Source organism: Sphaerisporangium rufum, assembly GCF_016863395.1.
GTDB classification, from domain to species: Bacteria; Actinomycetota; Actinomycetes; order Streptosporangiales; family Streptosporangiaceae; genus Sphaerisporangium; species Sphaerisporangium rufum.
In genome coordinates, this window is the sequence record NZ_BOOU01000128.1 from 1 (window position 1) to 6,121 (window position 6,121).

Annotated in this window: 7 protein-coding genes; 5 read left to right on the forward strand and 2 right to left on the reverse strand. The window is 73.2% G+C overall.

Annotated elements, in window-relative coordinates:
• Positions 1-381 (reverse strand): PqqD family protein (locus tag Sru01_RS34885; protein ID WP_203995116.1); only part of this gene is annotated, 381 nt, incomplete at its 3' end.
• Positions 382-1,025: 644 nt separating this feature from the next.
• On the opposite strand from Sru01_RS34885, the gene Sru01_RS34890 reads away from it, so the two are divergent.
• The 4 genes from Sru01_RS34890 (at position 1,026) to Sru01_RS34905 (ending at position 4,393) form a co-directional block, all read left to right on the forward strand.
• Entirely contained in the window at positions 1,026-1,436 is a 411-nt protein-coding gene (locus Sru01_RS34890) for a TOBE domain-containing protein (protein WP_203995119.1), read from the forward strand.
• A gap of 11 nt (positions 1,437-1,447) precedes the next feature.
• Complete coding sequence (gene modA / locus Sru01_RS34895) at positions 1,448-2,230, forward strand: molybdate ABC transporter substrate-binding protein (RefSeq protein ID WP_203995122.1); 783 nt, start codon at positions 1,448-1,450, stop codon at positions 2,228-2,230.
• A gap of 236 nt (positions 2,231-2,466) precedes the next feature.
• Positions 2,467-3,228: an ABC transporter permease gene (locus tag Sru01_RS34900; protein WP_203995126.1), complete on the forward strand. Its 762-nt coding sequence runs from the start codon at positions 2,467-2,469 to the stop codon at positions 3,226-3,228.
• A 130-nt stretch (positions 3,229-3,358) separates the two neighbouring features.
• Positions 3,359-4,393, forward strand: coding sequence for an ABC transporter ATP-binding protein (locus tag Sru01_RS34905; protein WP_203995129.1), 1,035 nt, complete (start codon positions 3,359-3,361; stop codon positions 4,391-4,393).
• Between the two features lie 67 nt (positions 4,394-4,460).
• Here the strand turns inward: Sru01_RS34905 and Sru01_RS34910 are convergent, their stop codons facing one another.
• Positions 4,461-5,324 carry a helix-turn-helix domain-containing protein gene (locus tag Sru01_RS34910; RefSeq protein ID WP_203995132.1) on the reverse strand — a complete coding sequence of 288 codons (864 nt, stop codon included), beginning with the start codon at positions 5,322-5,324 and terminating at the stop codon, positions 4,461-4,463.
• On the opposite strand from Sru01_RS34910, the gene Sru01_RS34915 reads away from it, so the two are divergent.
• Positions 5,323-5,877 (forward strand): TIGR03086 family metal-binding protein, encoded by a 555-nt coding sequence (locus Sru01_RS34915; protein WP_203995135.1) that lies wholly within the window; start codon positions 5,323-5,325, stop codon positions 5,875-5,877. The two genes, Sru01_RS34910 and Sru01_RS34915, sit on opposite strands and share 2 nt — an antisense overlap.
• The last annotated feature ends 244 nt before the right edge of the window (positions 5,878-6,121 follow it).

Consider the following 6,121-nt stretch of genomic DNA (forward strand, 5'->3'; position numbering starts at 1 on the left):
CCCGAGCAACGCCACCCTGGCGTCCTTGATCTTCGATTGGATCTCGTAGGGGGAACTGCGCGGGCGGGTGTCGATCCAGGCGAAGAAGTTCCTGGCCGACTCGTACCGCTCGGCCTCGCGCGTGGTGAGGTTGGCGGGCAGCGGCGCGGCCGCGTCCTCGACGAACCCGTTGTCGATGAGACCCTGAATGACTTCGCGGAGATCCGCCTCGGCGACGCCGGGATGCGTCCGGGCGAACGCGTCGCCGATCTCCTCGACCGTCCGGGTGCCGTCCATCAAGGCGATCAGGCGCGCGATGGAGCCGTCCACGTCGTCCTGGATCTCGGCGGCCACGCCCTGCTGCATGAGGCCGATGCTGATGCGGCCGTCCGGCAGGCTCATCGGCCGATGGACACGCTTGATGTGCGGGTGTTGCATGAGAACCATCCAGGTGGACGTGATGGACAAAGAGAGGCCGGCCCGGTCGGGCCGGCCTCTCACACCGTTCAGATCAGCCGTTGATCTCGCGGTCGCTGGTGGTCTCCACCTTCTCCAGCCGCCGGATCGCCAGCGAGAGCTTCTTGGTGGACTTCTTGTCGCCGGTCATCCACTCAGAACCCTTCATGTCTGCCTCCCGTGATAGGTGCGATGTCGGACCTCGGAGTCCGTCATGAGCGTTGATCGTAGGTTCGGCGTCGGACCCCGAATAACCCTGTTCGGCGACAAGCGGTTGACGATGAGCGTCAACCCCGATCGCCCTCGATACGGCCGCGATGCGGACGAGGCGCTCTCGGCGGCAATGAGCGGTTCCCGAGGAAACGCGAGCCGTCCGGCAGCACGCGCGGCCGGTGCCGCGCTTTGCCGCGCCGCGCCGGACAGGAGGTACCGCCGCACGCCCCCGTCCGCGCGCGACGGACCGCGCCGCCGATGCCTCCGCAGCCTTCCTTGGATCTCGCGACTGCGAGGGCTGACTTCAGAAACGATTTGCAGCTGCAAAGAGCGATGGCCTTTAAGGATCGCTGTTGCAAGAGGTAGAATCGGAGATCGTGACGACGTTTCGGATCAGCGAGGCCGCCGCGCTGCTCGGGGTCAGCGCCGACACCGTCCGCCGCTGGGTGGACGCCGGCCGGCTGCGGGCCGAGCGCGACGAGCACGGCCACCGGCGGCTGAACGGCGCCGACCTGGCCGCCTTCGCCCGCACCCAGGTCGAGTCGGTCGACGGCGGCCGCTCCTCGGCCCGCAACCGCTTCCGCGGCATCGTGACCGAGGTGGTCCGGGACGCGGTGATGGCCCAGGTCGAGATCGCCGCCGGGCCGTTCCGGGTGGTGTCGCTGATGAGCCGGCAGGCCGCCGACGAGCTCGGCCTGGAACCCGGGGTGGTGGCGGTCGCCGTGATCAAGTCGACCAACGTCGTCGTGGAGATCCCCGGCCACGAACGCGCGGCCGGTCACCCGTGAGGAGCTCTTCGGTGTTCAGGCGTCTTTCCCGCCGGGCCCTGGCCCTGCCCGCCGTCCTGGCGCTGGGCCTGTCCGGCTGCGCCTCCGGTGCCGGCTCGGACGAGCCCGCCGCCCCGGCCGCAGCCACGAACCTGACGGTGTTCGCCGCGGCCTCGCTGACCGGCACCTTCACCGAGCTCGGCACCGCCTTCCAGACCGCGAACCCGGGCACCGCGGTGAAGTTCAACTTCGGCTCCAGCGCCACCCTGGCCCGGCAGATCACCCAGGGCGCGCCGGCCGACGTGTTCGCCGCCGCCGGCCCGGCCCCCATGAAGACCGTGACGGACGCCGCCCTTGCGAGCGCACCGGTCACCTTCGCCCGTAACAGGCTGCAGATCGCCGTCCCGGCCGGCAACCCCGCCAAGGTGGACGACCTCGCCGACCTCGCCGACCCGAAGGTGAAGGTGGCGCTCTGCGCCGAGCAGGTGCCCTGCGGTGCCGCGGCCGTCAAGGCGCTGGACGCGGCCGGGGTCAAGGTCGTCCCGGTCACCCTGGAACAGGACGTCAAGGCCACCCTCACCAAGGTCGAGCTGGGCGAGGTGGACGCGGCGCTGGTCTACCACACCGACGTGATCGCCGCCGGCGACAAGGTCGAGGGCATCGAGTTCCCGGCGGCCGGCCAGGCCGTCAACGACTACCCGATCGCCACCCTGGCCAAGGCGCCCGCCGGCGACCTCGCCCAGCGGTTCGTCGACCTGGTGCTGTCCCCGCAGGGCAAGGACGTGCTGGTCAAGGCCGGCTTCGAGGCGCCCTGATCCTCATGGCCGCCACCCAGCGCCCCGAACCGGAGGAACCACCCCACGGTTCCCCCGGCTCCACCGGCCCCGGCCCTAAGGGCCCCGGCTCTAAGGGTCCCGGCCCCACCGGCCCCGGCCCTACCGGCCCCGGTCGTACCCGCCCCGGCTCCGATGGCCTCAGCGGTCCTGAAGGCCCCGCCGCTGCCGCCGGCTCCGCCCGATCTCCGGCCGCACCGGCGGGACGGCTGCCGTGGATGCTGGTCGGGCCCGCGCTGCTCGGCCTAGCCTTCCTGGTGCTGCCGCTGGCCGGGCTGCTGGTCCGCGCCCCGTGGGCGACGCTGCCCGCGCGGCTGGCCGAGCCGCAGGTGCTGGAGGCGCTGCGGCTGTCGCTGCTGTCGGCCACCGTCGCCACCGCCGGCTGCCTGCTGCTCGGCGTGCCGCTGGCCTGGCTGCTGGCCCGGGTGGAGTTCCCCGGCCGGCGCCTGGTGCGTGCCCTGGTCACCGTCCCGCTGGTGCTGCCCCCGGTGGTCGGCGGCGTCGCGCTGCTGCTGGTGCTCGGCCGGCGCGGCCTGGTCGGCGAGTGGCTGGCGGCGACCTTCGGGGTCACCCTGCCCTTCACCACCGCCGGCGTCATCGTCGCCGAGGCGTTCGTGGCGATGCCGTTCCTGGTCATCAGCGTGGAAGGCGCGCTGCGCGGCGCCGACCAGCGCTACGAGGAGGCCGCCGCGACCCTCGGGGCCTCCCGCTGGACGGTGTTCCGCCGGGTCACCCTCCCCATGATCATGCCGGGCGTGATCGCCGGAGCGGTGCTGTGCTGGGCACGGGCCCTCGGCGAGTTCGGCGCCACCATCACCTTCGCCGGCAACTTCCCCGGCACCACCCGCACCATGCCGCTGGCCGTCTACCTGGCCCTGGAGACCGAACCGGAGGCGGCCATCGTGCTCAGCCTGGTCCTGCTGGCCGTCTCGGTGGTCATCCTGGCGAGCCTGCGCGACCGCTGGGTGAGCACGCCATGACCCCGCACCGCCTCCCTGCTGGACCCCGCATCGGACATCGCGGGGGGCGAGGCGGCCGGGCCAAGACCCCGCACACCGCCTACGTGTCGAACCCGATGCCGGACGTCGCGGCGGGCGAGGTGGTCGCATCATGAGCCTGCACGCCCGGCTCGTCGTCACCCGGCCGGCGTTCGCGCTGGACCTGGCGCTGGAGGTCGCGGCGGGCGAGGTGGTCGCGCTGCTCGGCCCGAACGGCGCCGGCAAGACCACCGCGCTGCGCGCCCTGGCCGGGCTCACCGCCATGTCACCCGGCGGGCGGATCACCCTGGACGGCCACGACCTGCACCATCTGCCCGCCGACCGGCGGCCGATCGGCGTCGTCTTCCAGGACTACCTGCTGTTCCCGCACCTGTCCGCGCTGGACAACGTCGCCTTCGGCCCCCGCTGCCAGGGCGTCCCCAAGGCCGAGGCCCGCCGCGCCGCCGCCGCCCTGCTGGACCGCGTCGGCCTGGCCGGCCACGCCGCCGCCCGGCCCGGCCGGCTGTCCGGCGGGCAGGCCCAGCGGGTCGCCCTCGCCCGCGCCCTGGCCGTCCGGCCGCGCCTGCTGCTGCTGGACGAGCCGCTGGCCGCCCTGGACGCGCACACCCGGCTGGAGATCCGCTCCGGGCTCCGCCACCACCTGGCCGGCTTCAACGGCGCCACCGTCCTGGTCACCCACGACCCGCTGGACGCCATGGTGCTCGCCGACCGGCTGGTCGTCATCGAACACGGCGCCGTCGTCCAGCAGGGCACCCCAGGCGAGGTCGCCCGGCACCCCCGCACCGATTACGTCGCCCGCCTGGTCGGGCTCAACCTCTACCGGGGGACGGCCCGCGGCGTCGGGGTCCAGGTCGGCGAGCTGCTGCTCAGCACGTCCGAACGGCTGACCGGCCCGGCGTTCGTCGCCTTCCCGCCCGCCGCCGTCGCCCTGTACCGGTCCCGGCCGGACGGCAGCCCGCGCAACCTGTGGCCGGCCCGCGTCGGCGGCGTCGAGCGGCACGGCGACCACGTCCGGGTGCACCTGGACGGCCCCATCTCCGCCTTCGCCGACATCACCCCCGCCGCGCTGGCCGACCTCGACCTCACCCCCGGCCGCGAGGTCTGGGCCTCCGTCAAGGCCACCGAAACCCATGCCTACCCCGCGTGACCCGCCAGCGGCGTATCGATGGAAAGCCGTACAGGTGTGAGGCTCCGGGCTGCGTGCGTGACGCGGCCTACGTCCCGGACGCGGCCCGGCCGGTGGCGGGCGGCCGGGCCGGGCCGGTGCGGCGGGCGTAGGCGGCGGGGGACATGCCGACGGCCGCGGTGAAGTCGCGGGTCAGGTGGGCCTGGTCGGTGTAGCCGAGCTCGGCGGCCAGCGTCGCCAGGTCGATGCCCTGGCACACCCGCTCGGCGGCCTCGTGCAGCCGGAAGCGGCGGATCACCCACTTGGGGCCGACGCCGACGTACTCCCGGAACAGCCGCTGCAGCGACCGCACCGACCGCCCCGCCCGGGCCGCCAGCTCGTCCACCCGGGTCACCGCCACATCACTCTCCACCGCCGCCACCAGTGCCGCGACCTCCTCGGCCACCGGGTCGCGGCTGGGCCCCAGCCCGAGCAGGAAGTCCTCGACGAGCGTGCCGGCGGCCCGGCCGTCCGGCTCGGCCAGCACGCGTTCAACCAGCGCCGCGCCCGCGGCCCCGTACATCTCGCCGATCTCCGCGAAACGGCCGGTCAGCCGGGAGACCGGGCCGTCCAGGAACGGCCGGAAGCCGCCCGGACGGAATCGGGTGCCGAGCACCCGGCCGCTGCCCCGCATTGTGTACGAGAACCCGCCGGTGATGACGCCGGCGATCCGGTGGAAGTCTCCGGTGATCGCCATGTTCACCGTGGGATGGGAGACGATGCGCTGCTCGTACGGCTCGGCGAGATCGGTCCAGGTGACCACCCAGAAGTGCTCGACGTACGCCGCGAGCCCGGGCGATGGCGGCCACCGGACATAGTCGAAGGCGTCCAGCCCCGCGTACGGGTGCACCCAGCCGCGCTGTCGCGTTTCTACAAGCCGCCCCACCGGCATGGGGGGCACGATGGCTGCCATGGACGACATGATGCCGTTGATGAGGCGCGCCACCGAGCAGACCGCCGAACTGGTCCGCGAGGTGCGGCCCGAGCAGCTCGGGCTGCCCACGCCGTGCGAGGAGTTCACGGTACGGGACCTGATCAACCACCTCGAATGGGTGGCGGAGATGTTCGAGGGACTGGCCCACGGCAAGCCGATGATCGAGCAGGGACCGTACGCGGGCGACTTCCCCGAGCGGGCCGAACGCACGCTCACCGCCTGGTCCCGGCCGGAGGCCTGGGAGGGCACCAGCCCCGGCATGGGCCTGCCGATGACCACGCTGGCCCAGATGTACCTCACCGACATGGTCGTGCACGGCTGGGACCTGGCCACCGCCACCGGCCAGGACTACGAACCGGCCCCCGAGACGGTCGCGCGGGCGCTGGACTTCACCGACCGGATGGTCGAGATGGGCCGGCAGCGCGGCGCCTTCGGCCCGCCGGTCGCGGTCCCGGACGACGCCCCGCCGCTCACCCGCCTGCTCGGCATCGTCGGCCGCGACCCGTCCTGGACCCCGGCCGACCCGATGTGACCTGGCCTGGACCCCGGACCGCTCGATGTGACCCGGCCTGAACCTCAGACGCCCCGACCCGCCCCAACCTGACCCGGGCGGGCGTCGAGGTGTCGTCGTGGTGTCGTTCTGGGGCCATGCGGCGCGAAGGCGTTGAGCCGTTTCCCGGCGGGCTTTACCGTGACCATGTTCGATAACGAAGGGTGTCGATCTCGTCGCGGAAAGTAGGTGCCGGGGGTGCCGGGACAGCAGACGTTGCTCAAGG

Coding starts and splice junctions, on each gene's coding strand:
- Sru01_RS34910 (WP_203995132.1), bottom strand. CDS start 5,324: ATGGCAGCCATCGTGCCCCCCATGCCGGTGGGGCGGCTTGTAGAAACG.
- Sru01_RS34905 (WP_203995129.1), top strand. CDS start 3,359: ATGAGCCTGCACGCCCGGCTCGTCGTCACCCGGCCGGCGTTCGCGCTG.
- Sru01_RS34915 (WP_203995135.1), top strand. CDS start 5,323: ATGGACGACATGATGCCGTTGATGAGGCGCGCCACCGAGCAGACCGCC.
- Sru01_RS34900 (WP_203995126.1), top strand. CDS start 2,467: ATGCTGGTCGGGCCCGCGCTGCTCGGCCTAGCCTTCCTGGTGCTGCCG.